General features: G+C 60.1%; 26 protein-coding genes, 1 rRNA gene and 1 other RNA gene. 15 read left to right on the forward strand and 13 right to left on the reverse strand.

Annotated features, from left to right (window positions below):
• Nucleotides 1-492: 492 nt before the first annotated feature.
• Nucleotides 493-2,015: ribosomal RNA gene (locus I6E74_RS09780) — 16S ribosomal RNA — on the reverse strand.
• 790 nt (nt 2,016-2,805) lie between these two features.
• Here I6E74_RS09780 and I6E74_RS14595 point away from each other — a divergent pair.
• The 4 genes from I6E74_RS14595 (at nt 2,806) to galK (ending at nt 6,702) form a co-directional block, all read left to right on the forward strand.
• Complete coding sequence (locus tag I6E74_RS14595; protein WP_197125105.1) at nt 2,806-3,291, forward strand: GNAT family N-acetyltransferase; 486 nt, start codon at nt 2,806-2,808, stop codon at nt 3,289-3,291.
• A gap of 125 nt (nt 3,292-3,416) precedes the next feature.
• Nucleotides 3,417-4,409 (forward strand): UDP-glucose 4-epimerase GalE, encoded by a 993-nt coding sequence (gene galE / locus I6E74_RS09790; protein ID WP_197125106.1) that lies wholly within the window; start codon nt 3,417-3,419, stop codon nt 4,407-4,409.
• Nucleotides 4,406-5,515 carry a galactose-1-phosphate uridylyltransferase gene (gene galT / locus I6E74_RS09795; protein ID WP_197125107.1) on the forward strand — a complete coding sequence of 370 codons (1,110 nt, stop codon included), beginning with the start codon at nt 4,406-4,408 and terminating at the stop codon, nt 5,513-5,515. The genes galE and galT overlap by 4 nt, the downstream gene beginning before the upstream one ends.
• Complete coding sequence (galK, locus tag I6E74_RS09800; protein ID WP_197125108.1) at nt 5,512-6,702, forward strand: galactokinase; 1,191 nt, start codon at nt 5,512-5,514, stop codon at nt 6,700-6,702. Before galT ends, galK begins: the two co-directional genes overlap by 4 nt.
• A 2-nt stretch (nt 6,703-6,704) precedes the next feature.
• Here the strand turns inward: galK and I6E74_RS09805 are convergent, their stop codons facing one another.
• The 3 genes from I6E74_RS09805 to ssrA all read right to left on the reverse strand — a co-directional run bounded on the left by I6E74_RS09805 (nt 6,705) and on the right by ssrA (nt 8,942).
• Nucleotides 6,705-6,854 (reverse strand): hypothetical protein, encoded by a 150-nt coding sequence (locus tag I6E74_RS09805; protein ID WP_197125109.1) that lies wholly within the window; start codon nt 6,852-6,854, stop codon nt 6,705-6,707.
• Nucleotides 6,855-6,876: 22 nt separating this feature from the next.
• On the reverse strand, nt 6,877-8,337 hold the full coding sequence (locus I6E74_RS09810) for an NAD(P)/FAD-dependent oxidoreductase (protein ID WP_197125110.1): 1,461 nt from the start codon (nt 8,335-8,337) through the stop codon (nt 6,877-6,879).
• Nucleotides 8,338-8,567: 230 nt separating this feature from the next.
• Nucleotides 8,568-8,942, reverse strand: a transfer-messenger RNA (tmRNA) gene (gene ssrA / locus I6E74_RS09815).
• Between the two features lie 167 nt (nt 8,943-9,109).
• Here ssrA and I6E74_RS09820 point away from each other — a divergent pair.
• Nucleotides 9,110-9,382 carry a glutaredoxin domain-containing protein gene (locus I6E74_RS09820; RefSeq protein WP_197107244.1) on the forward strand — a complete coding sequence of 91 codons (273 nt, stop codon included), beginning with the start codon at nt 9,110-9,112 and terminating at the stop codon, nt 9,380-9,382.
• Nucleotides 9,383-9,384: 2 nt separating this feature from the next.
• Nucleotides 9,385-10,056: an SIMPL domain-containing protein gene (locus I6E74_RS09825; RefSeq protein WP_197125111.1), complete on the forward strand. Its 672-nt coding sequence runs from the start codon at nt 9,385-9,387 to the stop codon at nt 10,054-10,056.
• A gap of 46 nt (nt 10,057-10,102) precedes the next feature.
• On the opposite strand, the gene smpB is transcribed toward I6E74_RS09825, so the two are convergent.
• From smpB to prfB, 4 genes are all read right to left on the reverse strand, one after another.
• On the reverse strand, nt 10,103-10,582 hold the full coding sequence (smpB, locus tag I6E74_RS09830; protein WP_009771737.1) for an SsrA-binding protein SmpB: 480 nt from the start codon (nt 10,580-10,582) through the stop codon (nt 10,103-10,105).
• Nucleotides 10,583-10,676: 94 nt separating this feature from the next.
• Nucleotides 10,677-11,594, reverse strand: a complete 918-nt coding sequence (gene ftsX / locus I6E74_RS09835) for a permease-like cell division protein FtsX (protein ID WP_197125112.1) — start codon at nt 11,592-11,594, stop codon at nt 10,677-10,679.
• Nucleotides 11,591-12,406 (reverse strand): cell division ATP-binding protein FtsE, encoded by an 816-nt coding sequence (gene ftsE, locus I6E74_RS09840; protein WP_197125113.1) that lies wholly within the window; start codon nt 12,404-12,406, stop codon nt 11,591-11,593. Before ftsE ends, ftsX begins: the two co-directional genes overlap by 4 nt.
• 140 nt (nt 12,407-12,546) lie before the next feature.
• Nucleotides 12,547-13,653: a peptide chain release factor 2 gene (gene prfB / locus I6E74_RS09845; RefSeq protein WP_197125115.1), complete on the reverse strand. Its 1,107-nt coding sequence runs from the start codon at nt 13,651-13,653 to the stop codon at nt 12,547-12,549.
• A 98-nt stretch (nt 13,654-13,751) separates the two neighbouring features.
• Here prfB and I6E74_RS09850 point away from each other — a divergent pair, with 98 nt between their 5' ends.
• Both I6E74_RS09850 and I6E74_RS09855 read left to right on the forward strand, forming a co-directional pair.
• Entirely contained in the window at nt 13,752-15,008 is a 1,257-nt protein-coding gene (locus I6E74_RS09850) for an MFS transporter (RefSeq protein WP_197125117.1), read from the forward strand.
• 64 nt (nt 15,009-15,072) lie between these two features.
• Nucleotides 15,073-15,714, forward strand: coding sequence for a LysE family translocator (locus I6E74_RS09855; RefSeq protein WP_197125119.1), 642 nt, complete (start codon nt 15,073-15,075; stop codon nt 15,712-15,714).
• On the opposite strand, the gene I6E74_RS09860 is transcribed toward I6E74_RS09855, so the two are convergent.
• From I6E74_RS09860 to I6E74_RS09875, 4 genes are all read right to left on the reverse strand, one after another.
• The gene (locus I6E74_RS09860) at nt 15,704-16,357 is read right to left on the reverse strand and encodes an SDR family oxidoreductase (RefSeq protein ID WP_197125121.1); all 654 of its coding nucleotides are present in this window, start codon (nt 16,355-16,357) and stop codon (nt 15,704-15,706) included. The two genes, I6E74_RS09855 and I6E74_RS09860, sit on opposite strands and share 11 nt — an antisense overlap.
• 139 nt (nt 16,358-16,496) lie before the next feature.
• The gene (locus I6E74_RS09865) at nt 16,497-16,940 is read right to left on the reverse strand and encodes a Tad domain-containing protein (protein WP_197125123.1); all 444 of its coding nucleotides are present in this window, start codon (nt 16,938-16,940) and stop codon (nt 16,497-16,499) included.
• Nucleotides 16,940-17,392, reverse strand: coding sequence for a hypothetical protein (locus tag I6E74_RS09870; protein ID WP_197125125.1), 453 nt, complete (start codon nt 17,390-17,392; stop codon nt 16,940-16,942). Before I6E74_RS09870 ends, I6E74_RS09865 begins: the two co-directional genes overlap by 1 nt.
• Nucleotides 17,367-17,780: a TadE/TadG family type IV pilus assembly protein gene (locus I6E74_RS09875; RefSeq protein ID WP_197125128.1), complete on the reverse strand. Its 414-nt coding sequence runs from the start codon at nt 17,778-17,780 to the stop codon at nt 17,367-17,369. The genes I6E74_RS09870 and I6E74_RS09875 overlap by 26 nt, the downstream gene beginning before the upstream one ends.
• Before the next feature lie 118 nt (nt 17,781-17,898).
• Here I6E74_RS09875 and I6E74_RS09880 point away from each other — a divergent pair, with 118 nt between their 5' ends.
• From I6E74_RS09880 to I6E74_RS09895, 4 genes are all read left to right on the forward strand, one after another.
• Nucleotides 17,899-19,227, forward strand: coding sequence for a recombinase family protein (locus I6E74_RS09880; protein ID WP_197125130.1), 1,329 nt, complete (start codon nt 17,899-17,901; stop codon nt 19,225-19,227).
• A gap of 147 nt (nt 19,228-19,374) precedes the next feature.
• Nucleotides 19,375-19,569, forward strand: coding sequence for a hypothetical protein (locus tag I6E74_RS09885; RefSeq protein WP_197125132.1), 195 nt, complete (start codon nt 19,375-19,377; stop codon nt 19,567-19,569).
• An 82-nt stretch (nt 19,570-19,651) separates the two neighbouring features.
• Nucleotides 19,652-19,819: a hypothetical protein gene (locus I6E74_RS09890; RefSeq protein ID WP_197125134.1), complete on the forward strand. Its 168-nt coding sequence runs from the start codon at nt 19,652-19,654 to the stop codon at nt 19,817-19,819.
• Complete coding sequence (locus I6E74_RS09895) at nt 19,816-21,195, forward strand: AAA family ATPase (RefSeq protein ID WP_197125136.1); 1,380 nt, start codon at nt 19,816-19,818, stop codon at nt 21,193-21,195. The genes I6E74_RS09890 and I6E74_RS09895 overlap by 4 nt, the downstream gene beginning before the upstream one ends.
• Nucleotides 21,196-21,411: 216 nt before the next feature.
• Here I6E74_RS09895 and I6E74_RS09900 read toward each other — a convergent pair whose 3' ends face one another.
• On the reverse strand, nt 21,412-21,963 hold the full coding sequence (locus I6E74_RS09900) for a hypothetical protein (RefSeq protein WP_197125138.1): 552 nt from the start codon (nt 21,961-21,963) through the stop codon (nt 21,412-21,414).
• Between the two features lie 350 nt (nt 21,964-22,313).
• Between I6E74_RS09900 and I6E74_RS09905 the strand changes: the two genes are divergently transcribed.
• The 3 genes from I6E74_RS09905 (at nt 22,314) to I6E74_RS09915 (ending at nt 26,626) form a co-directional block, all read left to right on the forward strand.
• Nucleotides 22,314-23,948, forward strand: coding sequence for a hypothetical protein (locus tag I6E74_RS09905; RefSeq protein ID WP_197125140.1), 1,635 nt, complete (start codon nt 22,314-22,316; stop codon nt 23,946-23,948).
• Nucleotides 23,949-24,068: 120 nt separating this feature from the next.
• A complete protein-coding gene (locus I6E74_RS09910; protein ID WP_197125142.1) occupies nt 24,069-25,061 on the forward strand; it encodes a phage portal protein in 993 nt (330 codons plus the stop codon).
• Nucleotides 25,062-25,063: 2 nt separating this feature from the next.
• On the forward strand, nt 25,064-26,626 hold the full coding sequence (locus I6E74_RS09915; RefSeq protein WP_197125143.1) for a hypothetical protein: 1,563 nt from the start codon (nt 25,064-25,066) through the stop codon (nt 26,624-26,626).
• Nucleotides 26,627-26,635 lie beyond the last annotated feature (9 nt).

A 26,635-nucleotide genomic window follows, 5' to 3' on the forward strand; every position in this document is an offset into this window, starting at 1 on the left:
ATCGATCGCAACACCAAAGTGTTGAGATTGACCAATGAATTATTCCCCACAACCAAAGCTGTGAGGGTCATCGTTTATTTCTTGTGATCCGACCTTTCGGTCAGATCTAAGATGCTCGCGTCCACTGTGTAGTTCTCAAAATACGGGCGGTATCCTCCACCACCCCCTCGAAAGGAAGTGATACCAGGATCCGTTGACCCAAACACCCTTACGGATGCTCCGGCCCTAAGGTACGAACACAAATCTTCCGATCCGTGGCCGGTCCCTCAGGACCCAACAACGTGCAAAGACCAGCACCCCTGAAACCCCTCGTTCCAACCAGCAAGCTGGCGTACTAAAGAAACAACAGTTCCTCTGATCACAATGTCAATGTTCCACCCATGAGCGCCGTCCAACCCGAACAGGCTGGTACGACTCGGCAACATAAATTTCGTTTCCCACTAACTCTGTGTATACCGCAGAGACGGAAAAACGAGCTGCCATGCTCCTTAGAAAGGAGGTGATCCAGCCGCACCTTCCGGTACGGCTACCTTGTTACGACTTAGTCCTAATTACCAATCCCACCTTCGACAGCTCCCTCCTTGCGGTTGGGCCACTGGCTTCGGGTGTTACCGACTTTCATGACTTGACGGGCGGTGTGTACAAGGCCCGGGAACGTATTCACCGCAGCGTTGCTGATCTGCGATTACTAGCGACTCCGACTTCATGAGGTCGAGTTGCAGACCTCAATCCGAACTGAGACCGACTTTTTGGGATTCGCTCCACCTCGCGGTATTGCAGCCCTTTGTATCGGCCATTGTAGCATGCGTGAAGCCCAAGACATAAGGGGCATGATGATTTGACGTCATCCCCACCTTCCTCCGAGTTGACCCCGGCAGTCTCCTTTGAGTTCCCACCATTACGTGCTGGCAACAAAGAACGAGGGTTGCGCTCGTTGCGGGACTTAACCCAACATCTCACGACACGAGCTGACGACAACCATGCACCACCTGTTTACGAGTGTCCAAAGAGTGAACTATTTCTAGCCCGTTCTCGTATATGTCAAGTCTTGGTAAGGTTCTTCGCGTTGCATCGAATTAATCCGCATGCTCCGCCGCTTGTGCGGGCCCCCGTCAATTCCTTTGAGTTTTAGCCTTGCGGCCGTACTCCCCAGGCGGGGAACTTAATGCGTTAGCTGCGACACAGAAACCGTGGAATGGCCCCTACATCTAGTTCCCAACGTTTACGGCATGGACTACCAGGGTATCTAATCCTGTTCGCTCCCCATGCTTTCGCTCCTCAGCGTCAGTAACGGCCCAGAGATCTGCCTTCGCCATTGGTGTTCCTCCTGATATCTGCGCATTCCACCGCTACACCAGGAATTCCAATCTCCCCTACCGCACTCTAGTCTGCCCGTACCCACTGCAGGCTGGGGGTTGAGCCCCCAGTTTTCACAGCAGACGCGACAAACCGCCTACGAGCTCTTTACGCCCAATAATTCCGGATAACGCTTGCACCCTACGTATTACCGCGGCTGCTGGCACGTAGTTAGCCGGTGCTTTTTCTGCAGGTACCGTCACTTTCGCTTCTTCCCTACTAAAAGAGGTTTACAACCCGAAGGCCGTCGTCCCTCACGCGGCGTTGCTGCATCAGGCTTGCGCCCATTGTGCAATATTCCCCACTGCTGCCTCCCGTAGGAGTCTGGACCGTGTCTCAGTTCCAGTGTGGCCGGTCACCCTCTCAGGCCGGCTACCCGTCGTAGGCTTGGTGAGCCATTACCTCACCAACTACCTGATAGGCCGCGAGTCCATCCTTGACCGAAATTCTTTCCAGCTCCTAGCCATGCGGCTGAAGCTCGTATCCGGTATTAGACGTCGTTTCCAACGCTTATTCCAGAGTCAAGGGCAGGTTACTCACGTGTTACTCACCCGTTCGCCACTAATCCACCAGAGCAAGCTCCGGCTTCATCGTTCGACTTGCATGTGTTAAGCACGCCGCCAGCGTTCATCCTGAGCCAGGATCAAACTCTCCATAAATGTTTGATTGCACCAGCTACAAGTAACCGATGCACATCTTGCGCAGAGACTAACCGGAATAGGTCAGAACCCTGCAAGTTTGAAACTGACAGAACAAATCAATACTGACTTGCTTTGTTTGTTTATATCTTTTTCCAAAGGAATCCGCTGCATAAACGACAACCGTTCTGATTAGAACAATTCCCATAAACACAGTCGGGTTTTTGGCATTTGACATTGTGCACGCTGTTGAGTTCTCAAGGATCGGACGCTCCTGACCTCCACCGCAGAACGGCTTCACCCCAGGGCTTTCAAAACCTGTGTTGGCAACCCCCGCTGAAAGCGAAAGGCAACCTGTCTAACTTACCAGCTTCACCGCGCTTGTCAAACCAGCAGAACTGCACCAGAACGGCACACAACAACTGACCAACACACGCATGAAGCGGGAAGACATCCGACGGCCAGACAGCGAAACCTGCGAGAGGAATTCGGTGACCCGACCGGACTAAAACTATAACAGATTTAGCGAATGGTGGCCCCCACTTGAGGCCGGAAACCTAGCAGCAGAACTGCCCGGGACTTCCGCACCTTTGGGGTGACAAGAGGAAACATTACGTGCATTTTGTCCCCCTCGCCAACACCGCGTGCATCCCGGGCGCGTCGCGTCTCGACACACGCCACAACATGGGGATGCGCACTACTCGTCGGCGTCACCGACCGCACAATGTGTGCGGCTATTCACGGCATCCGTATCTCTTCACAGATGCCACAGCCGCACACCCAACGCAGGGGAATACGCGAAGATAGATTCGTGCCTAGTTTCACCACACGAGCCGCGCGGCTCGACGACGCTGAAGAGCTCGCTGCTGTGCATACGCAGTGCTGGAAAGAGACGTACGCCGGATTCTTTCCTGAGCAAGCATGGAGTGACGAGGCACGGCAACGACGAGAAGCAATGTGGAATGAGCTCCTTACGGACACCAGCACCACAACCGTGGTGGCCGAGGTGGGCTCCCGCATTGTCGGTCTCGCTCACGCCCACCACAATCGCGACGAGCACGATCTGCCTTCTGAGGAACTTGCCATGATCTATGTGCTTATGAGCGCCCACGGTACGGGCGCAGGCCAAGCGTTAATCGATGCCGCGCTGGGAGGCGCGGCCGCCAGCGTCTGGGTGCTTGAACAAAACCCTCGCGCACGGGCCTTTTATGCCAGGAATCGCTTCATGTATGACGGTACCGTTCGCGAGATGGACTTCAACCCGAACATCCGCGAACTGCGGCTCATCCGTTCATGACTAAGCCGCTTTCTGCGGATACCGTGGTGACTAGACGCCACACACTAATAATCATATTATTAGACAATCACAGGGTGTAGAGCTGCGTTCGCGGCACCACCGCTGCTTCGACGCAAGGGACTGCAATGACTTGGATGGTAACCGGCGGCGCTGGCTATATCGGCGCTCACGTAGCTCGCGCACTACTGAACTCCGGAATGGAAACAGTCATCGTTGATGACCTCTCCAGCGGATTCACGCGCTTCGTTCCGGAAGGTGCCGCGTTCGTGCAGGCTGACATCCGGGACAAGAACGCGCTCAAAGAAACGATGGCGACCCACGGCGTGACCGGCGTCATCCACGTTGCTGGCTACAAGTACGCCGGCGTCTCCGTGCAGCGGCCACTCCACACATACGCGCAGAACGTCACCGGCACGCTCGCCTTGCTCGAAGCAATGCAGGAATCAGAGATCGATCAAATCGTCTTCTCCTCGAGTGCCGCAGTGTACGGAACACCTGATGTCGAGCTAGTGACCGAATACACAGCGAAGGATCCCCTCTCCCCCTACGGCGAATCGAAACTGATCGGCGAATGGTTGCTGCGCGACGAAGCCGTCGCCACGGGCCTGCGCCACACGTCGCTGCGTTACTTCAACGTCGTCGGCTCCGGCGACCCTATGGTCTACGACACCAGCCCCCACAATCTTTTCCCCCTCGTCTTCGAAGCGCTCGTCGCCGGAAAAACACCGCGGATCAACGGAACCGACTACCCCACCCCCGATGGCACCAACGTGCGCGACTACGTGCACGTCGCCGACATCGCCGCCGCGCACGTGGCTGCGGCCCGCCGCTTGGAAGCTCACGAAGCAATCGAGCCTGCCTATAACCTCGGCAGCGGAAACGGACTATCGGTCGCAGAAATCATGACCGCTATCGCTACCGTCACCGGCATCGACTTCACCCCAGAAATCGCGCCACGGCGAGCCGGCGATCCGCCCCGCATTGTCGCCAACGGTGATCTCGCCGCCCGCGATCTCGACTGGAAAATGCGGCACACCGCGGAAGAAATGGTTCAAAGCGCTTGGGACGCCCGCCTTCGTGCCGAAAACACCAGCACCCCCGAGGGAAGTGCAGCATGACCTCGAAGATCACCAAACGCGCCACTACCCTCGCCGATGGCCGTGAACTCATCTACTTCGATGACGCTGACACCACGCTTGGCGAAGAGCGATCAGTCGACAACCGTGTGCTCGACCCCCGACCAGCGACCGCAACCATGCGCCAAGACATCCTGACGGGAGAATGGGTCTCCGTCGCCGCCGCACGCCAGAACCGAGTCTTCCTCCCGCCTGCCGATCAAGACCCGCTGGCACCGCAGACTCCCCAGAACCCGTCGGAAGTTCCCGCACTCTATGACGTGGCTGTTTTCGAGAACCGTTCACCGTCATTCGGGCCAGCCCTCGCCGGAAGCGAAAACAGCCCGACCGGGCTCGATGACCTTGCCGAACTCGGACTCGGCCGCACCCGCAGTTCCATTGGCCGCTGCGAGGTGGTGTGCTTCAGCCCCGACCACGAAGGATCGTTCGGCACTCAAACCCCCAGCCGCGCACGCACCGTGATCGAAGCGTGGGCGGATCGGACCGAGGCGCTCTCGGCACTCGAGGGCGTGCAGCAGGTCTTTCCGTTCGAAAACCGCGGAGAAGCAATCGGCGTCACGCTGCTTCACCCGCACGGCCAGATCTACTCCTACCCCTACATCACCCCCAAAACACAGCGGACTTTGGATGCGATCGATCGCACGAGCCCCGACATGTTTCAGCGCATCCTCGACTTCGAACGCGCCGGCGACCGCGTTGTGCTGAGCGGAGAGAACTGGACTGCCTTCGTGCCGTTCGCCGCGCGCTGGCCCATCGAGGTGCACATGCTGCCACACCGCCAGATTGCCGACTTCGCCGCGACCTCCCCAGAAGAACGCGACGAACTCGCCACGATGTACCTGAAGCTGCTTCGGGGAATCGACGCCCTCTACGACACCCCGACGCCCTACATTGCGGCATGGCACCAAGCCCCCGTGAATCGTGCACGCGACACTTTCCGCCTGCACCTCCAACTGACGTCGCCTCGACGCGCGGCAGACAAACTGAAGTACCTCGCCGGATCTGAATCGGCGATGGGCGCCTGGATCGCTGACGTCACGCCAGAGGCCGCAGCCGAAAACATCCGAAAGGCAATCGAACGAGCATGAGTGACACAGTGCAGCAACTTGGCCAGCGTTTCAGCGAACTAACCGGCCACGACCCCGAAGGCGTGTGGTCGGCACCCGGCCGCGTCAACCTCATCGGCGAACACACCGACTACAACGAAGGCTTCGTGCTGCCGTTCGCCATCGATCGCCGCACCCGTGCTGCCGTTGGACTGCGCACCGACGGTGTGATCCGCGTCACCAGCACCTTCGACGATACCGCGGTGGAGCTTCCGCTTTCCGGACTCGACGCGGCGCGTTCCGCCGGAGAAATCGTCGGCTGGAGTGCGTATCCGCTCGGCGTCGCCTGGGCTCTCGGCCAACACGGCACAGACCTGAACAGTGTGCCCGGAGTCGACATCCTCATTGATTCGACCGTGCCCGTCGGTGCCGGCCTTTCGTCGTCGGCTGCGATCGAGAGTTCCGTCGCTTTGGCCCTCAACGATCTCTGGGAGCTCGGATTTCCACGCGAGCAACTCGCCAAGGTAGGACAACTCGCCGAGAACGAGGTCGTCGGTGCTCCCACCGGAATCATGGACCAGTCTGCGTCTCTCTTGGGCGCCACAGACTCCGCCGTGTTCCTCGACTGCCGCTCCCTCGAGGTCGAAGTTGTGCCGCTCGGACTCGCTCCAGCGGAATTGAGCATTCTCGTGATGGACACTCGCGTCTCGCACTCTCACGCGACCGGCGGCTATTCCGAACGCCGCGCATCCTGCGAAGCCGGAGCAGCGGCGCTAGGCGCTTCGTCGTTGCGCGATGTAAGCGTCGCTGATCTTGAGCGCGCTCAAGAAATTCTTGACGACGTGACGTTCCGCCGAGTCCGTCACGTTGTTACCGAAAATCAGCGGGTGCTCGACACCGTTCGCACTCTTACTACCGAAGGCCCGCTCGCCATTGGTGCGCTGCTTGATGCATCGCACGTCTCGATGCGCGACGACTTCGAAATATCCATTCCCGAACTCGATCTTGCGGTCGAGACTGCTCGCGAACACGGTGCGATCGGCGCACGGATGACGGGTGGAGGATTCGGCGGAGCGGCAATCGCTCTTGTTCCCAACGACCGCATCGCTGAAGTAGAGGCTGCCGTGAAGGAAGCTTTCGCCGCGCGCGAATTCACCGAGCCTGTCACCTTCACGGTGACTCCGTCACCGGGAGCCGAGCGGAACACTCCCGCTCCCCCGGAGGCGTAACGCTAGGCGTCGTGTTTGCGATGCCCCAGTAAAAACATCACGAAAGACATACGCACGAAGCGCCAGATTTGAATCACCACGTTGTGGCGGGCGCGTTTCTCTCGCTCGCTCGCCACCCACGGTTCGTGATTGACGACAATGGTGCTTTTCATAGTGTGATCCTTCGTTGCCGACTCACTCGGGGACTACCCACCAGAATGGGTATCCATGCATTTTGTACATGAAGGCGGTGTGCAATATTCGTTTCGCCCAGTGCCCACCAAGACCAATTTCTGCAGTGGTTTCTGTGATGTTGCGACCGGTTTCGGGGTACTGCGTGAAGTCCGGGATGATGGGCGACATCACCATGGCTACCGCGGATCCCTCGAATGCGCCGGTGCCCGCTGACGCGACACACGCTGCTGCAAGATGGTTCATCGGTGCGGTATGCGTCGGCGTCATATCGCCGCTCTGAATCATGTCCACGATAGAGAACGCCACCGCTTTGGCGATCGCCCCTGAGGGCTGGCCCGTGCGTGGTGGAGCCGGCGCAATCATGACGCCATCGGGCGTCTGATGCGGCTCCGAGATGGCGTGCGGCGGAGCGAACGCGATACCGGCCGCAAACATGTTTGGGTATGCCGGTGATTGGTAGGTCTTCGGCCAGTCTGACGCCTGCCAATCCTCGTACGCCTTCGGCGCGTAATCAGCATCGACTTTCATGAACCCGCTCGGGGCGAAAACCGTGGCAGTGATGTCTCGGCCGTCACGATCTCGCACTTCGAACGGCACGCCGCGGAACGGCGGCAACAGCATCGAGAAATCAAAGTGAAGGCTTTGCGGAGCACCGTCGACCTGAACATACTCGATGGTGTCGGCGGTAATCGCGGTCGCTGCTGCACCAAGCACAGTTCGGATGCCGCGTTCGGCGAAGAGAGTGCCTGCGAGTGCTCCCCCGCTGATGAACGAACCCTTGTCCTTGATGATCATGCCACCGACGCCGAAGTCTCCAAGCTCCATCTCATTGGTGAAGAATACGATGTCGGCATTGTCACGGACACCGTGCCGGCGTAGCTCATGTTCAACATTGAGCACGTATTCAAACGCAGCGCCCTCGCACGTGCAGGTGCCGTGCCCCGTGCCGACCACGAGAGTCAGCTTTTCGCCGTTCTTGAGTCGAGCGGTGATCGCCTTCAACTCCTGGGCCGCGTGAACCGCATGGCTCGGGGTGCACACTGAGACGGTGTGACCGGTGTCGGGGCCTAGCCCCGGCGTCGCGGAGAAGTTCAAAGCCGGACCTGTCGCGTTGATCAGGTAGTCATAGGGAATTCGAGCGGTGCTGCCGGAAGCTGCTGGAGAGGTGTACTCCACCTCTATTTGTGACCGAGGATCGTGAGCATCACCATCCGGCAAGATCGTGGTCGCTTTGGCTTGATGGAACTCAATCTTCTTCTTGCGATAAATGGGAGCCAGAGGAAAGACGACCTTGCTCGCCGCCATGCGATCAACGCCGACCCAGATATTCGACGGAATCCAGTTCCATTGGGAGTTTGGACTCACGACGACGACGTCGTGTTGTTTGCCAAGTTTCCGCTTTAGATGAAGCGCCGCCGTGTGCCCAGCAACTCCAGCTCCCATAACGACTACCCGTGCCATCCGCGCCTCAAACTTTCTCCTGTGTAGCTGCGTATAACCGCAGACTATACCCCCTAGGGTATTTGCGGCAAGGAGATTGAGACCACTAGGGAACGCGATCTCTCACGCGCCTCGACAGCCACGGCGCAACAAAAAACGGAGACAAGCCAGCTGACGATGCAGCTCGCTTGTCTCCGTCTCTCCACCTGCGCTCCCTGATGTTTCAGAGAACTCAACGCGACAACGACCGGTGGTGGAGATGGGGGGAATTGAACCCCCGTCCACTGCTGTAATTCTGTGCCTTCTACGGGTGTATCTTGTGCAGGCGTTCTACTCGGCTCTGATCTTTGCCACAAGCACCTAGATCAACAAGCCCAGCCAGAGTGCAAGTCCCACGTAGCCCTCAGGCGTAACTACGCAGCAATCTCTCTAAATTGCGCCAGAATCCGAGTAGAGAGCATTCCCGGTCTGACGGACTTCTTTAGTGCGCTCGCTTAGGCAGCGAGGGCGAAGTCAGTGCGCTTTGAATTGGCACTTATAGTTTGCAGTCATCGTTAACGAGATAAGGCTGCATTCTCGACCCGCTTCTCACAGTTTTGCAGGCAATGTCGAAACCGATCATCCCCCTGTGTGGGTCGTTGTCGCGCTGTGGAGTTATCAATTGCCGCCCAATGAACAGGTAGCCCTCTAGTGTAGGTCGGATTCGGCGCAGTAGCCAGCCCTGCAGCCGCGCACTGAACGCTGCCAGCGAACGCAACGCCCTCATCCAGTGATGGCGAAGTAGATTTGGTTCATGACCGATACAACTCAAGCCTTACCCGCCAAAATCACCATGTTTGGCGCGGACTGGTGCCGCGACTGCGTACGTTCCGAAGCTCTCCTCAACTCGTTGAACATTGACTGGGAAAAAGTCGATGTGGAGAAGGACCCCACAGCAGCAGATCGCGCCCACGCCATCAGCGGCCGCCTCAACATCCCTGTCGTGCACTTCACGGACGGAACCTTCCAAGTGGAGCCCAGCGACAAGGAGCTGAAGGCCAAGCTCGAAGAACTCGGCGCCATCTAACAATGTCCCTCGTCATCACTGTTCGAGGCGAGCATGAGTCGTGGCACCCTGCCGAACGCGGCATCGTGCATCTGGCGGTATCCATAGATGGTCCCGACCGGAGCGAGGTCTTCGATGCTGCACTGCAGTCGTCGAGTCGGGTGCATGCCCTCCTCGCCAAGCTCGCCTCGAACGATGGTGCAATTACCCGGTGGTCGTCTGACACCGTGCGCGTCACCTCCCAACGGCCGTGGAATAACGCCGGCCAACAACTGCCGCTCGTGCACTCCGCCGCGATCGACTACGTCGCACGATTCAAGGACTTCGACGCTCTGGCCCTCTTCATCGAGTACGTCAGTGCGGTCGACAACACTGCGGTGAAATACGTGGAGTGGGAACTCACCGAAGAATCCACTCGTGCCGCACACGCACATACCCGACGCCTCGCCGTTACGGATGCCCTCACCAAGGCACACGAGTACGCAGCGAGTGTGGGGCTCACCGAGGTGACCGCTCTCGCCATTGCCGATCCAGGGATGCTCGACCACGTCGGCCCCGCAGGCGATCACGATCCCTTTGCCAGCGCCGCAGCGATGCGGATGTCAGGTGCGCCCTCGGATGGCGCCCAGCTGACGCTCAACCCCGAGAAGATCGCGATCTCGGCACGCGTCGAGGCGCGCTTCAGCGCACGCTAACGAGCGCGAAAACGAGCACAGAGACGAGCGCGGAAACGAAGTTCTGCTACTCCCCCATGTTCTTGCGGGCCGAAATTGCCCGATCTGACTCGCGCTTATCTTGGCGCTCACGCAGCGTCTGACGCTTGTCATACTCGCGCTTGCCCTTGGCAACAGCGAGCTCGACTTTGGCGCGGCCATCCAAGAAGTAGATCGACAAGGGAACGAGCGTGTAGCCGCCCTGCTTGATCTTGTTGTGAATCTTCAGGATCTGCTCTTTGTGGAGCAACATTTTGCGCTTGCGACGCGGAGGATGATTGTTCCACGAACCCTGAAAGAACTCAGGAATATGCACGGCATCCAACCAGGCCTCAGCATGATCGTCGATGTAGCCGTAGCCATCGATCAGGCTGGCTCGCCCTAACCGCAGAGACTTGACCTCAGTACCCGACAGCACAAGACCAGCCTCAAAGGTGTCTTCAATGCTGTAGTCGTGGCGCGCCTTACGGTTGCTGGCAACAACCTTTCGGTCACCTTCCTTGGGCATGGTTCACTTCTCTCTTCAATAAATTGGATGCTGCAATGCTACGGCGGATGCCGACAGTGCAGCAGACCAGTTTAGCGCGAGAGTGGACTGGCGACTACACCTTGAGATAACGACTAATCGCGACGCCGGCGGATACCGCAGCAAGCGCGGCGCCCGAGACGATGAGAATGGGCACGACGAGCAGTGCCTCTTCCATGCCGAGCAGGCTGGTATTGACGGGAAGTGTTGACGCCAAATAGCCGCGCACGAAGAACTGCACGATCGCGACAATCGCACCGCCCGCGAGGATTGATCCGATCAACGAGGCGAAAACACCCTCGAGGATGAAGGGCGTCTGGATGAATCTGTTCGACGCCCCCACGAGCCTCATAATGCCGAGCTCTCGCCGTCGAGAGAACGCGCTCAGCCGGATGGTCGTGGCAATCAGCAGCACCGCAGCAACCAGCATCAGACCTGCGACCCCAATTGCGGTGTAGCTGGCAGCGTTCAGGATCGCGAAGATCGGCTCCAAATAGGCTCGTTGATCTTCAACGCTTTCGACTCCCGCAAGCCCCGACAGGCTCTCGATGAGAACATCGGACTGCTCCGGATCGACGAGGTTCACCCGAAAACTCTCGTTGAGAGACTCCGGCGTGATAATGCCTTCAAAGGTGGTGTCGGCAAACTGCTCTTTGAAGTTCTCGTACGCCTGCTCATGCGTCTCGAACTCGACCTCGTTGATGTACGGCGCGAGAGTCGGCGAATCGAGCTGTTGCTGCACTGCCGCGATCTGATCTTCCGTCGCCTCAGCCAGGGTGCAATTGCCGGTCGTATCGATCTCGGTGCACATGTAGACCGCCACTTGCGCGCGGTCGTACCAGTAGCCCTTCATCTGCCCGATTTGCATCTGCAGAAGAATGGATGCGCCCACGAACGTGAGCGAGATAAAGGTCACCAGAACGACGGAGACCACCATCGAGAGGTTGCGGCGCAGTCCGCTGCCGACCTCTCCTAAGATCAGTCCAAGCCTCATGCGTCGAGCCCCTCACCCTGCGATGACGGCGAAGCCATCGGGCGTGCTGGAGACTGGGTCGCGGTCGAAGCGGCAGATGCAGGCTTGCTTGCAGCAGGATGCGGAATACGCCCCTGAGTGGGAACCGTCTGCGTTTGGTATCCACCCTGAAGCTCGTCGCGCACGATCTGACCGCCGATAAGCTCGATCACTCGGCGCTTCATTTGGTCCACGATGCCAGCATCGTGGGTAGCCATCAGCACGGTCGTGCCACCGAGATTGATGCGCTCGAGGAGCGTCATGATTCCCGCAGCGGTCGCCGGGTCAAGGTTTCCGGTCGGCTCATCCGCGAGCATGATGGCGGGCTTGTTCACCACAGCGCGAGCGATGGCCACACGCTGCTGCTCACCACCCGAAAGTTCATGAGGAAAACGATTCGACTTGCCAGCGAGGCCGACCATCTTGAGAGCATCCGGAACAGCTTCTTGGATGAAGCCCCGGCTCTTGCCGATGACCTGCAGCGTGAACGCCACATTGTCGAAGACCGTTTTGTTGGGCAGCAGACGGAAGTCTTGGAAGACCACGCCAAGGTTGCGACGGAAATAGGGCACCTTGCGGCTCGACAGCGTATTCAGGTGCTGACCGAGCACGTGGATGGAACCCTTAGTGGGGTTCTCCTCTTTGAGGATCAGCCGCAAAAAGCTCGACTTGCCCGAGCCGGATGCGCCAACCAAAAACACGAACTCGCCCTTGAGGATCTCAAGGTCAACAGAGTTCAGCGCCGGTCGTGTCGTGCCCGGATACGACTTCGAAACAGAATCAAAACGAATCATTTGGAGCCAGCCTAAAGAGCCGCACCTGAGAACTCGGCAGCGACGCACCGCAGGCACGTACTCACAGGGTGGCCCAGTTCAGGGCACACCGGCAGCGAACGACTGATCGGTGGAGCCCTAGCTAGACCGAGCGGTCGTGGTTATTCGATGGCGCGCTTGCGCCATTTGATTCCCGCCGAGATGAAACCGTCAAGGTCACCATCGAACACATTCGAAGGATTGTTAACCTCAAACTCCGTGCGGAGGTCTTTCACCATTTGATACGGCGCCAAAACGTAGCTGCGCATCTGGTCGCCCCAGCTCGCGGTAATGACACCCGCGATTTCCTTCTTGGTGGCCGCTTCCTGCTCACGCTGAAGTAGCAACAGCCGCGACTGCAACACGCGCATGGCGGCAGCGCGGTTCTGAATCTGGCTCTTCTCGTTCTGACAACTCACCACAATTCCCGTGGGCAAGTGAGTGATGCGCACCGCTGAGTCGGTCGTGTTGACCGACTGGCCGCCGGGACCGGACGAACGGAAGACATCGACACGGATGTCGTTCTCGGGAACTTCGACAACATCCGTCGTCTCAATAAGAGGTACAACTTCGACCGCGGCAAAACTCGTCTGGCGCTTGCCAGCTGAGTTGAACGGGCTCATGCGAACGAGACGGTGCGTGCCAGCCTCAACACTGAGCGTTCCGAATGCAAAGGGAGCGTCGACCTCGAAGGTCGCTGACTTGATGCCGGCCTCTTCGGCATAGCTCGTGTCGAGCACGCGCGTGGGATACGAGTGCTGCTCGGCGTACCGCAGGTACATGCGCAACAGCATTTCGGCGAAATCGGCGGCGTCGACGCCACCTGCTCCCGCGCGAATGGTGATGACGGCGGGTCGCTGATCAAACTCACCGTTGAGAAGGGTTTGCACCTCAAGGTCGCCCAAAGTCTTCGTGATGCCCCTGAGCTCGGCGCGAGCATCCGCCGCTGCCTGATCGTCACTCTCTTCGTTCGCCAACTCGACCATGATCTCGAGATCGTCAAGGCGACTCGAAATGGAATTGATCTTGGCTAGCTCAGCCTGACGGTGACTGAGGTCACTCGTGACCTTCTGCGCCTTGTCGGTGTCATCCCACAGATCGGGGGCACCAGCGGCCTCGCTCAATCGTGCGATCTCCGACGTGAGCCGGTCGGTGTCGACTACCTGGCGAATGTCCGCAAAGGTGGAGCGCAGCGCCGCGATGTCGTCAGAAAAGTCCAGTTCATCCATGTCACCAACCAGACTACCCGCGAACCCCACGCGACACCTGTTGGCCTCGTGCCCGTTCGCGCGCACCCTCTGGCCCGCACGACATATTATGGACGGCGATGAGCACAACAGGAGAACCCTTTAGCTGGCGCTCGATCGGGCTTCCCGTTCTCTTGCCGACACTACTTTTTTCGATCGGTGAAGGCGCGATCATCCCGCTGATTCCGATCGCTGCCGACAGCCTCGGGGCGACTCTGGCAATTGCTGGCCTCGTCGCAGCCGTGCTGACCCTCGGCGAGCTGTTCGGCAATATTCCGAGCGGATGGCTCATCTCCCGTGTGGGCGAACGCCCGGCCATGATCGGCGCGAGTGCACTCTCCATCATCGGAGTCGTGATCGCGATTCTCGCCCCCAACCCCGTCGCACTCGGATTCGGTGTGCTGCTGCTCGGACTGGCTGCTGCCGTGTTCGCGCTCGCGCGACATGCTTTTCTCACAAGCTTCGTTCCTGTTGCCTATCGGGCCCGTGCGCTCTCTACACTCGGGGGAACCTTCCGGCTCGGCATATTCATTGGACCGTTCATCTCTGCCGGAGTCATTCACCTCACCGGCACCGTGACTGCTGCCTTCTGGATTCATGTTGTGGCAGCGCTTGCCGCCGCCGCGGTGCTCGTTCTCCTTCCCGATCCCGCGACAACGTTCGGTGCGGTGCACACCACTCGCATCAACAACCGCACGCTGCGTGACGGCGAAGCCCTAGTAGAGCAAGAATCACACGGGCTTTTCGCTACTGTGCACCGCAATCGTGCGCTGCTCTCGCGCCTCGGCCTCGGTGCCGCCGTCATCGGAGCAATGCGTGCGAGTCGCCAAGTAATCTTGCCGCTGTGGGCCGTGAGCATTGGGCTCGCCGACACCAACACCGCCATTATCATCGGCATCGCCGGGGCGGTGGACTTCGCCCTCTTCTACACGGGCGGCCAGATCATGGACCGCTTCGGACGCTTGTGGACCGCCGTGCCCTCTCTCGTTGGTCTCGGCATCGGCCACCTCGTACTCTCGTTCACCCACGACTCAGCGCAGAACGTTGGTTGGTTCATCTTCGCCGCCATGTTCCTGTCACTCGCCAACGGTTTGGGCAGCGGCATCCTGATGACCCTCGGTGCCGACCTTGCTCCGCAAGACAACCCTGCCCCGTTCCTCGGAGCCTGGCGCTTCACCGGAGGCGTCGGCCAGGCATCCTCTCCCCTGCTCATCGCAGGGATAACGGCCGTGGCCTCCATCTCCTTTGCTGCGGGGGCCGTAGGAATACTGGGCCTCATCGGCGCTGGAATCATGGTGCGGTACGTGCCGCGGTACATCACCAAACCACAGCGCTAGGCACCACGAGGTAGCCCTGGCCGGCCGGTCTTCTCCGGCGAGCCCGGAGCCCTAGACTGGCGAAATGATCCCGAACAGCAACCTGATTGCCTTCGTGCTCATCGCTCTGCCGATCATCCTCATTCCCGGACCCAGTGTGCTCTTCTTGATAGGCCGTTCGCTTTCGCTGGGAAAGCTTGGCGGCATCATCAGCTCTCTAGGTAATGCCACGGGAGGGGTTGTGCTTGTCTTCGCCGTGGCCTTCGGCGTCGGCACGATCATCGCGCAATCCGTTATTGCGTTCACCATCGTGAAGTATCTCGGCGCCGCCTACCTGATTTACCTCGGCGTTCAAGCGATCCGTCACCGCAACGCTCACACGACAGCGGATGACGCAGCTCCCCGCCCACAGTCACGCTGGCGCATCTTCGGCCAAGGTTTCGTTGTCGGCATTACGAATCCCAAAGCGACCGTGTTTTTCGTTGCCGTTTTGCCGCAGTTCGTGAGCTTCGGAGCTGGCAATGTGCAACTGCAATTGCTCCTTTTGGGCCTGCTGTTTATGGCGATCGCGGTAGTGACGGATACGTCGTGGGCGATCGCTGCCGGTTTCGCGCGCGACTGGTTCGCGCGCTCACCACAGAGAATCACCACCCTCAGCGCAACCGGTGGGGTGGCGTTGATTGCGCTGGGAGTGGGATCTCTATTTATCCCGCACGCTAAGCAATAGCGGCGATAACATCCGGAATCGGGGTCGACCCATCAGTGAACTCGATGGTGTGACCGATGGTGTTGTCGGCATCAATCACCTCAGCGAGAACCCGGGCCACATTGTCGCGACTCGTGTGCTCGTCGGTGGCGTCATCGCCGACGCCGATCATGCCCGATGCGGCTTCGCTCGAGAGTGATCCAGGGCCGACGATGGTGTATTCGAGGGGGCCAGTGCGGAGGTGTTCATCGGCAGCAGCCTTCGCTTCTGCATACGCGAAGAAAGCGTTGTCTTCGGGAACACCGTGATCGAAACCGGCACCCTTGTACGAGACCATGACGTAGCGCTTGACGCCCGCGTGGGCAGCAGCATCCATGGTGCGGATGGCCGCATCACGGTCAACCGAATAGGTGCGTTCGGGGCTTCCCCCACCAGCACCCGCCGAGAACACGACGACATCGTGCCCCGTAAAAATTTCAGAGAGCTCTTCGGCACTCAGCGCCTCAATGTCTGCAATGACGGGCATGGCGCCCGTGGCGCTGATGTCAGCCTCCTGCTCAGGCTTGCGGACCAACGAGTGCACGTGGTGGCCGCGAGAGGTGAGAAGCTCGGCCAGACTCAGGGCAATCTTGCCGTGGCCTCCGACGATAGCGATTCGTTTCATGGCTAACTCCTTTGCTTCGGTGATGCGCCTGCGAGAAGCGCATCACCCACGCTACGGATTGAAACTCCCTGTTCGCTGGATGGAATGTGATCGCTGGCTGGAGGATTTCAGTGTGCTCGTGTCGGGCCTCCAGGGGACGCTAGGAAAAGACCGAACGCGCGTTCGCCGTCACTTCAATACGCAGGCCCTCCGGGACCAAGAGCGAGACAAACGGCGGTCGCCAATAGGCAGACAGCGAGACCGTCGCGCTGGAGCTGTCGATGCTCGTCGCGTGCTCGATGGTGAGCCCGTCGAACTCTGAGGTCGGGGCGGCAGCGACATATTCCCCCACCGCGACCGCGACCTTGGCGGGCGTCAATTGCGGGCGAAACCCCTGGGGCGTTCGCAGCACATCGTCGAGATCGTAGGATTCTGCTCCGACGAGAGCAGCGCCATCCGCGAGTGTGAAGAGTCGCTTACGTTCCAGATAGAGCGAGGTTGCCGCGACCACCAAGAAAATGAGCACGAGTGAGAGGAAGCCATAGAAGATGGTGAGCAGGAGTGCAGAACCATCGTCGTCACGCAATCCATCGCGCCGGCTCACTAGCGCGACCCCGCGAACTGAGAAACCTGCTGCGTCGCGGCCGCATCGAGCGGCACCTCTAGAGGAAATGAGCCGCTCAGCACCGGCGGTGCCAGCGGGAGCGGCACGGCAATAGCCACCTGCACGGTGACGAAGCTGTGGCGGGACAGACAATCGCTGGGATCGGGTGCGCACGAGATCGTGACCGCCGCGCTTGCGGCATCCACGTTGTGATTGTCGAGGGCGAACTCGACCGCGCGCGATGCCGCTGCGTTCGCCTCACTGAGAGTGTCAGCCTGAACGAACACGCGCGCCGCCTGGCGGGCAGCCCCCTCAGCAGCAAGAGCTCCGGACTGAATCGCGGACATCGTGAGCACCAGATACACGAGCGGAATGAGCATCACCATGCCGACCGTAATGAACTCCAGGGATGACGAACCCCGTTCATTAGCGAACCTGCTCGATTGCCGCATGGGCCGACACCTCCAAGCCATCGCTAATACCGATGAGGCCAAAGAGCGGCAGCGGTGCCCGCACGGTGATGAGCACGGCGGGTTGCCCGAGGTGGGACGTGGTGCTTGCGCTCACATCCGACGCATAGCCGGGCGACAGCGCCGTAGAGATGAGGTCACGAGTGCGAGTGACGCCATCGCCCAACGAGGTGTCGGCAAGGGAGGCGTAGCGCGCGCCCTCAGCCGCGGCATCCAACACCGTATTGCGGATATGCAACGCAAGAGCCAGCTGGATGACACTGAGCGTCAACACCGTCAACAGAGCCGAAACGAGAACGAACTCCACCACGGCGGACCCGGATTCGTCAGCACCCAGCCGCCTGCCGCGTTCGCGCCAGCGCGCACGCATTAGAAGCCGGTGACGCGATCAATAGCCTGTTCAAAAACCGAGCTGAGTGCTGGACCCGCAAGACCCCAAATAATGACCACAAGAACGGTCTGTACGTTATGGGGGTATTCTGTTCCCCATGAGATCAGTCATCTATTGCCGCATCAGCCAAGACCGCGACGGGGACTCCCTCGGCGTTGAGCGGCAAGAGGCCGAGTGCCGCGCTCTGGCCGAACGGCTAGGGCACGAGATCGACCACGTCTACATCGACAACGACATCAGCGCGACGACTGGCAAGGTGCGGCCTGAGTTCGAGGCCATGCTCCACGCTCAGCCGGAGTCGATCATTGCGTGGCATCAAGACCGCATCCTCCGATTGACCTCTGATCTGGAGAAGGTCATCGGTCTCAACGTGCCGGTCTATACCGTGACCGCTGGCACCCTCGACCTCTCGACCCCTGCCGGTCGTGCCGTGGCTCGAACCGTGGCCGCGTGGTCAACCTACGAGGGAGAGCAGAAGGCGCTCCGCCAGAAGTCCTCGAACGTGCAACGCGCCGCTGCCGGTGTCTGGCAATTCTCGCGTCGGCCATACGGCTATGAGCGCGTGAACGGCGAGGTGGTCATCGTCCCCGCCGAGGCCGAGATCGTGCGCGAGGGCTACCGGCGCTACCTTGACGGCGAGACCTATTACGCGCTGGCGAAGGACTGGACAGAGCGCGAGGTTCCCGGCGCATGGTCAATGGCACGAGTGCGCTCCATGCTCCGCAATCCTGCCTACGCGGGAGAGCGTCACTACAAGGGCGAGTATGCCGGTGAGGGCAACTGGGAACCCACCATAGACAAGGCGACGTGGAGCGCTTACGTTCGGATGCGTTCGCGCCGCAAGCGAGCCGGTGACTGGAGTACATCGACGAAGCACCTGTTGTCTGGAATCGCGAAGTGCGGAGTGTGCGGAAGCAACCTCACCGCTCGACCTGACCGCTCGTACATGTCGCTGGCGTGTACGAAGAGCTGGTGCACCTCGCGCAAGATGGAACACGTCGAGACCTTCGTGGTCGACGTACTGCTGGCGCGGCTGGCTGACCCTCAAGTCGTCGCGGCGCTACGCACCACGCCTGACGCAGCACCGCACGAGGCGGAACTATCCACGTTGCGCGAACGCCGGGACGACCTCGCTTCGCTCCTCGCGGACGGACTGCTGAGTCGTGAGGCGGTGCGCGAGAGGGCCGAAGACATGACGCACCGCATCAAGGTGCTGGAGGCACGGCTCGACTTCATGCGGACAGCTTCGCCGCTGGCTGACCTCGTGCTGGCCGAGAGCGTCCCGGCGCGGTGGGATGCGTTGCCGCTACCGATGAAGCGGCGGGTGTTGTCGGAGCTAATGGTCGTGAAAGTGAACCGCGCTCCGAGTGGTCGTCATGCCTTCGACCCGTCGACCGTGGAGATCGAGTGGGTTTCCAGAAACTAGCCATGTATCCATAGGGCTATAGCGTCATAGCACACATGTACTCCATTTAGGGGAGTTGTTGCCAACTCGTTACCCATTTCATTTTGGTCTGCCGCGCAACACCCATAGCGTTGTTGTTGCCGGGGGGGGGCAAAAGAAATGAGACACATGTCAATCGCAACAGCAGCCGTCAAGGTTGCACACCTCAGTCGGACGAAGGGTGCAGCGCACGAGCAGACCCTCAGCGCTCGCGCCGAACTCGCCGCCGTACACATCAAGCGCATCATGGACGACGCTCCCCCGCTCTCGGAAGAACAACTCGACCGCATCGTCGGCATCCTCAAGACCGGGGGCCAACGATGACTCGCAGCGAATGGCTCCCGTTCTACGGAATCGGCTTCGGCATCACCCTCATTGGCATCGTCCTCACGATTGCGGGTCTGTAATGAGCGACAAGGTACACGCCGCGCGTGTGGCGTTCGGCCTCTTCACCATCCACATGATGACCGACGAGCAGATCGCCGCCTACGAGGCGGCACGTCCGAAGCCGTGGGGCTACGGCAAGACCGAAGCACAGATTCTCGCCGAAGTGGAAAGAAGGGTCGCAGCATGAACGACGACGACTACATGGCCGCACTCGACGCAGCAATCGCAGCCGAGGGCACCAACCGGGAATTGACCCCGCAAGAACTCGGCGAGCAGCGCCGCGCAGACAGAATTGAGAAGTACGGCACCGCCGACGAACGCGCAGCCGAACGCAACGCCGTGGCTCACAACAACCGCGTCATGGTGGCACGAATGGAGTTCGAGACCCGCGACGCATGGAACGAGACCCCAGAGGAGACCAAAGAGATCGAGACCGTCATAGCTCAAGCCGAAGCCGTGGTTGAGGCCGAAGCGAAGGCGCTCGACATGACAGTGGCCGAAATGGAACAGACCAAGCGCACCGAGAACGCAATCGCGAACCGCGTCCATCAGCTAGAGATCGACCAAGAAGCTCGCCGCCGCGTTGCCGCCAAGAACTACGACGGCCTCGGCGGATTGCTCTCGTGGGAAGACCTCGAAGACGTGGGCGCAATGAACTGGCTCGTGCCCGGTTGGATTCCGATGGGCGAGACCTGCTTCCTCGTCGCGAAGCGCAACCTCGGCAAGTCGATGTTCTCGTTCGCACTTGGTTTCAGCGTGGCCCTGGGCTTGCCATTCCTCGACCAGCCGACCACGAAGGGCAAGGTTCTCTTCGTCCTCGGTGAAGGTAGCCGTGGCTTCATAAAGCGCCTCAAGTCGTGGGCGTTGGCGAACTCGGTGAACCCGAACGACCTCCGCGATCAAGTGGCGGTCTACAAGGGCGGCAAGATCAACAACGACGAAAGCCTCGCCGACATGCAGAAGGAGATCGACCGCCTCGACCCCTCGCTGGTCGTGTTCGACACCTACTCCTCGCTGAGCGGCGTGGTGAACGAGATCGACGCAGCGGAGAACGCCGAAGTGCTGAACCGTATCAAGCGCACCGCTCCAGATGCCGCCGTCCTCGTCCTCGCGCATCCGAACGCCGAGAGTGAGAACACGACCGCGCCGCGCCTTCGTGGCTCCTCTGTGCTGTCCTCCAACGTCGACACGGTCATCACCATGTTCAAGGACAAGAACCGCGTGGTGCCCGGTATGCCGTTCGACGAGTGGCTAGCGATCTCCACCGCCGAAGCTCACGCCGGTAAGCAGAAGGACGAGTCGAACAAGACGCTTCACGGCCTCGCCGTGCTAGCCAACAGCGAGGGCGCATACCTCGATTATGTGAGCGCGACACCGATGTCAGTATCCGACCGGTGGGTTTCCGGAAACCTCACAGTAGGGGCGATGGTCACCGTCAAGGCGCTTGTAGCAGCATCGGGAGCGTCCGCCAACACCGTACGAAACCACCTAAAAGACTCGACGCTGGTGACCGCATGGCCGTCGACAAGCGGAGGGCCGACCGAGTACCGCCGAGACCGCTGAGGTTACCAAGGTTGCCAAGGTTACCAATTGGTAGGCACCCGCGAATTGGTAACCCCACCCCTTATGTCTACTGGCATCGGAGGGTGGTTACCAACGCGCGCAGGGTGAGTAGAGGTACTCGTAGAGCTACTTTTGCGATTGGCGACCTCCGAAAATGAACGCCGTGATAGGGGTCGGGATAAAGACATTCCGGCCCCTCAGACAGTGACGATCGGCTTACCGTTTGAGCGCACCGACCGGCCATATCAGCCAGTCGAAGAAAAACCGGAATCGGTGCTTTAGAGAAAAGACGGTCCTCACAGCACTCAACCTGCCCGACTGCTGACTGACGGTGAATGTCCTTCTTCTGATTCTCGACATTGCGGGAGCTTCGCGCCACGTCACCAGGATCACCCATATCAAATCCTCGAACTCACCAGCTGGAAAGAACGTGCCACGAGCCGGGTACGAGCTTCCAGACACTCGACTTAACTTGAACTCTTCATGGCCGGACGCCTCAAGTTCGTAAAACAAACCAAGGGCCTCCCTCCGGCGAAGACCAAAAGGCTTCAAGGTCACATTGACCTCGTGCGCCGACGCTTTGCCCATGTTGATTAGTAGAAGATCGAAGGTTGATCGAGGCTTGCCGCCTCGATCAATTTGAGGGTGCGCCCTCAACACAATGAAGGGCCTCGGATAATGACGCAGCGCAACGAAGGAAGCGATTACAGAGAGGCCAGAGAAAGCGAGCGCGATGACCGCCATAATGAAAGAAGCTGGTGATTCCACAGTACAAACTTAGCGGAAGATCGCATCAATGCTTGCTACAAAGGTTGATACAATAAGGGCATGACCGAATCACACAGAACACCTGAGTACTTCAAGAACTCTCGGACGGTTCGGCGCATGGTTGTGGCTCGGCTCAAGCGGGGCGATCAGGTGCAGTGCATCGGCTGTGGCTGGCCCATCACAGCAGACCAACTGTTCGACGTTGGACATCGGCGCGATGCACACCGAGGTGGAAGCAACAGCATCGACAACCTCGGCCCACAACACCGCAAAGAGAACAGGTCATCAGGCGGACGAGCCGGAGCGCTGGCAACCAATCAGTCATCGAGGGGCGCGAAGAGGTTGCCGTCGTGGTGAGTTTTTTGAAAGACGACGCCGCTATCCCCGCCAAGGCTCTCAAAGCAGCCTCTCTCCCCAAAGGTAAGGGTGGCCTCAGCAAAGACATTCTGGACAAACTGCCAGAGGAGGTGCGCGACCATCCACTCCTCGGTGAGGCAGAGTGGGTGAAGTTTCGGGACGAAGGGCTTGCCGCGCTGGTCGAGACCGACATGGTCACCACGGCGCAGTCTCGCGCTGAGTTCCTAATGGGCGCATACCTCCTCGACGCAACGGTCAAGGTGGGCGGACTGCTCGGCAGCCTCAAGCCTCAGATGCTCCGCGTGGTCGACATACTCGGCGCTGGCAAGTTCAAGAACGCCGTCCTCATGCCGCGTCGATCTTCCAAGACCACGACGCTCTTCTGCATCCTCCTCGGACGGTGCGCACTCGACGACCTGCACCTCGCTGGCTTCACCCTCGCGACGACGCAGAAGAAGACGGCAGAGCGCTATCGGGTCGACGTGTACGGGCCAATCACCCGCCGCTGGCCTGACCCTGACACTCGACCGGTGAAGCTCTACAAGGGCAACGGTACGGAGCGCGTGGAGTTCCCGAACGGTTCGGTGATGTCGGTGCTGTCTCCTGACGGTGATGCGTTCCGCTCTGGCGCTTACGACACGCTTCTGGTCGACGAGGGCGGTGAGGCTTCGGACGAGATGGGCGACGACATCGTCTCCTCAGTACTGCCAGCGTTCGACACTCGACCGAACGGACAGTTCGTGGTGGCCGGTACAGCCGCCGACTTCCGCGAGGGGAACATCCTCTGGGACATGCTGCACGACCCGCGCTCCGGCAAGCTGAGCTTCACCGTTGCCGACAGCGTCACCGACGAACAACTCGCGGGATGGGAACCCTCGGACGAACACCCCGAAGCGTGTGTGCGCGAACTGGTCGAGGCCATGCACCCCGGCGTTCATAGCGGCCTGACGACGCTGGACAAGATTGAGGACAACGCCTCGACGCTCTCCGTTGGTCAGTTCGCACGTGAGTACCTTGGAGTGTTCGGGACTGTCGGCTCGAAGAGCGGAATCGTCGACCTGACGAAGTGGACGAACGGCGGCTCCGGTGCCGCCCTGCCGTCTCCGCCTGGGCGGTTCGGACTCGCGTATGCCCCGCACCCTGACCAGCGCTGTGGCTCCATCCTCGCCGCGTGGCGGGACGACTCCGGCAAGGCCGTCCTCCTCCAGCTCGAACACAAGACCGGCATCGAGTGGATGTCTACAGCAGCGGCGAGGTTCGCGCGTAAGTACGGCGAGGAGGTCACGTTTGACTCCGGTCAGCAGGTGGCCTCCCTCATTCAGGAGAAGCTGCACCGCTCGAAGCCTCGACCGAAGCTGCACCCGCTGGCGTTCGCCGACATCAAGAAAGCGGCGGCTCTGCTCATTGACGAGATCGACCGCGACAACGTGACGCACTTCCGCCAGCCGGAACTCGACAACGCGGCGCTCCTCGCGGTGAAGCGCAAGGCTGGCATCAACGGCTGGGCGCTCGGTCGTGGTGAGGCTGAGGATGACATCACTGGACTCGAAGCCGCATCCCTCGCGCTCCTTGTCTATGACCAGCAGAAGCCGAAGGCGCAAAGACGCAAGCCGGTCATCCGAACTTAGTGATACAAAGAGCAACACAAAGACCCTCTCGCCTGATACAATGGCTAATACAAAGCCACGATCAGGAGGTCTTCATTGGGACTGTTGGACATCTTTAGAAGTCCCATCACTCTGACCTCCTTGGCTACGCCGGTTGCGTTGTCTCTTGAGTCTCCCAACCAAACCTCCTCCCTCGCCAAGGTCGTCTTCGCTGAGTACTTCACGGGCGAACTTGGCGAGGTTTCCCGGCTCTCGGCTCTCCAGATTCCCGCGCTCAAGAAGGCGCGAACCCTTCTGATCTCCACCATTGCCTCCCTCCCGCTTCGGGAATACAAGGACGGCGTGGAGGTCGAGCGGCCTTGGCTTCGCAACTCCAGTTCCGGCATCAGCCCTTGGCACCGTGCCGCTGGCATCGTTGACGACCTCCTCTTCTACGACTGGTCACTCCTCGCCGTTGAGCGCGACAAGGCCGGTCAGATCATCGACTCCGTCCGCGTCCCCTTCGAGCGCTGGTCAACCAACAGCAAGGGGCAGATCAGCGTCGATGGGCGCTTCGTCCCCGCCAACTCGGTCGTCCTCATTCCCGGCTCTGGCGACGGCGGCATCCTCGCCGCTGGCGCTGCAACGATTAAGGGCGCTCGCGCTGTTGAACGTGCGTGGGTCTCTCGCGCTCAGGCTCCCATCCCCATGGTCGAGCTTCATCAGTTGACCGACGACGAGATGGAAGACGAGGAGATCGACGAACTCGTGGAGTCGTGGAACATCGCACGTTCCAGCGCCACCGGCGCGACGGGCTTCACTGACAAGCGCATCGAGGTTCGCACTCACGGCGACAAGAGCGGCGAGTCCCACCTCGAAGAGTCTCGCAACGCGGTTGTCCTCGACATTGCTCGCCTCACTGGAGTCCCGGCATCCGTGCTGGACGGCTCGCAGTCGGAGGCATCACTGACCTACTCCACCTCGGAGGGGAACCGCAACGACTTCATCGACTACTCCCTCCAGTACCTTCTCGCGCCGATTGAGGCTCGCTTCTCACTCGACGACGTATCGGGCGCTGGCAGTGTCATCCGATTCGACAAGACGGCATTGGTCACGCGGGAGCAAGCCGCCGTCACTTCCCCCCTAAAGGACTGATCATGACCAACGCACTATTCGCAGACATCGGCGCACGGACTCTCCGTGGCCTCTTGCTCCCCTACAACGAACTCTCCGCTCCGTCGGTTTCAGAAACCGAACCGGTGATGTTCGCGAAGGGCACGGTCGAGATTCCCTCCGACGTGTCCGCACTCAACGCCAACCGGCTGCATTCGCAGTTCGCGCCGGTGGCTCGGTTCGTCAAGGTGGAGGAGACCGACGCTGGCATCGTGGCGCACTTCGCCGTTGCTAAGACCGAGGACGGCGACAACCTCCTCCTCGAAGCCGCTGACGAAGACGAGTCCAAGCGACCACGCCTCAGCGCCGAGATCAAGGGTCTCGTGCGGGACGGTGCCAACGCCGTCAAGGCCGCGCTAACCGGTGCCGCGTTCGTCCCCCAGGGCGCGTTCGCGTCAGCCGCTCTCTTCTCCAATCGCGAAGACCTCGACGACGGCCTCGAAGAGCGCATCGATGCAGCAGTGAAGGCCGCACTGGCCGAACACTCCCCCAAAACCGAAGGCATCCCGTCTGAGGACTCTCCAATCCAGAAGGAAGAAGAAGCTATGACTGCATCAGCAGAAGCAGCAGCAGTACCGGACGGGCTTACCGCTCCGGCCGATTCCACTCCCATGAGCGTGAACTCGCTCTTCTCGGCACTGATCGCTCCTCGCGACAGCGTTGACACTCTCCAGAAGATTGGCCGCGAGACCGGCGACCTCTTCGCAATCAGCCCCATCCAGCACTCCGGCCCGTCGACCGTCACCATCGGTGCAGACGTTCAGGTTCCGCAGGTTCTCGGTGAACTCTGGAAGCGTCGCGCCTACCAGCGCAAGTACACCACGCTGTTCAACCAGAGCGCACTGACGAGCATGAAGGCTCGCGGCTGGCGCTTCGTTGAGGGCAAGGAACCCGTCGTGGGCGACTACACCGGCAACACTGCCGAGATTCCCTCGAACGCGATCGACACCGAAGAGGTCACGGTCGACGCACTGCGTATCGCCGGTGGCCACAAGCTCGACCGTCGTTTCGCTGACTTCGGCGACACGTCGATCATTGCGTCGTACTTCGACCACATGACCGACAGCTACAGCCGCCAGACGGACGCGAAGGCTCTCGCCGCTGCACTCACCGGCGCGACCACGATGACCTCGTTGGTTGCCGGTTCGGGCATTGCGACTGGCCTCTCGGCAATCGTTGACGGCGCTCTTGCCGTTATCGCTTCTGAGAACACTCCGTCGTTCGCGGTCGTTTCGCCTGAACTCTGGCGCGACATCGTCCTCACTCCGAACGAGTCGGTGCTGGGTTACCTCAGCGCTTCGCTCGGGCTCGAAGAGGGCAGCACCGCTGGCTTCCGCATCATCCCCGGCGCAGTCGGAACCGGCAAGGTTCTCGTCGGTGCCAAGGAGGCCATGACCACGTTCGAGCTTCCCGGTGTCCCGATTCGCGTTGAGGGCATCGACCCTCACCACGGCGCAATCGACCCGGCGCTGTTCGGCTACTACGCCAACCTCGTCAACGCGACGAAGGCACTCCAGTTGGTCACTGCTTACACAAGCGGTTCCTGAGAGAACGGG

Source organism: Salinibacterium sp. SWN139, from assembly GCF_015864625.1.
In the GTDB taxonomy this organism is placed as follows: domain Bacteria; phylum Actinomycetota; class Actinomycetes; order Actinomycetales; family Microbacteriaceae; genus Rhodoglobus.